Source organism: Streptomyces milbemycinicus (assembly GCF_002154605.1).
In the GTDB taxonomy this organism is placed as follows: Bacteria; Actinomycetota; Actinomycetes; order Streptomycetales; family Streptomycetaceae; genus Streptomyces; species Streptomyces milbemycinicus.
Map to the genome: position 1 here is coordinate 254 of NZ_MUNE01000384.1, position 744 is coordinate 997.

Below are 744 nucleotides of genomic sequence, written 5' to 3' on the forward strand. Positions count from 1 at the left end.
CGGCCGGATCACCGCACAACACGGACGGCTTGCGCTGATCCCGGTACGCCGTCTCGATGTCCCGGCATACGACGGCCGGATCCGTGCACCTGACGACCGTCAGCTCCTCGGCCATCTCCGGCACCCGGGACTGGGGACGGGGCGTGATGAAGTCCGGCAGCCACCGTCGCTCGCTGACCAGTGCGAGCAGCAACTCGCCATCCAGTGAAGGCAGGCGATTCCGCACAAGGCGCATCCACCGCATGTGCAGCGGAAAGTCGCCGGGATCGCGCAGCGCCCACAGACTGTGACACGTCTCCTGCAACGGCGAGATGGCAAACCGGACGCGTGTCAGGTCGTCCACGCCGAGCTCGATCTCAATCACGCCGCCCCCGGGTGCCGCACCCCATGGATTTAGCCTCAGTCTAAATCTCTGTCACCCGCCCGGTCGCGGCGGCTTCAGTGAAGGCCATGAAGTTGCCTGCACGCGGCCCCCTGCGGGTCTACGCAACCCTGACCTTCTTCGACTCCCTGGTACCCGGCATCATGCTCGCGGGCGGTGTCCTCTTCTTCACCAAGGTCGCTCACCTGGGCGCCGTGCAGGTCGGCAGCGGCCTGTCTCTCGCCGCGCTCGCCGGAATCGCCGTCGCCGTCCCGGCCGGCCGGCTCGGAGACCGCATCGGACACCGCCGCCTGCTCATCGGCATCAGCGTGCTGCGCGGCCTCATCCTCGCCGGGTACCAACTGGTGGGCTCCTACCAGGCG

General features: G+C 68.0%; 2 pseudogenes. One reads left to right on the top strand and one right to left on the bottom strand.

The features are described 5' to 3' along the window. A pseudogene (locus tag CCN51_RS55145) lies at positions 1–364 on the bottom strand (DUF5937 family protein); the annotation flags it as partial. 86 nt (positions 365–450) lie between these two features. On the opposite strand from CCN51_RS55145, the pseudogene CCN51_RS55150 reads away from it, so the two are divergent. Then, a pseudogene (locus CCN51_RS55150) lies at positions 451–744 on the top strand (hypothetical protein); the annotation flags it as partial.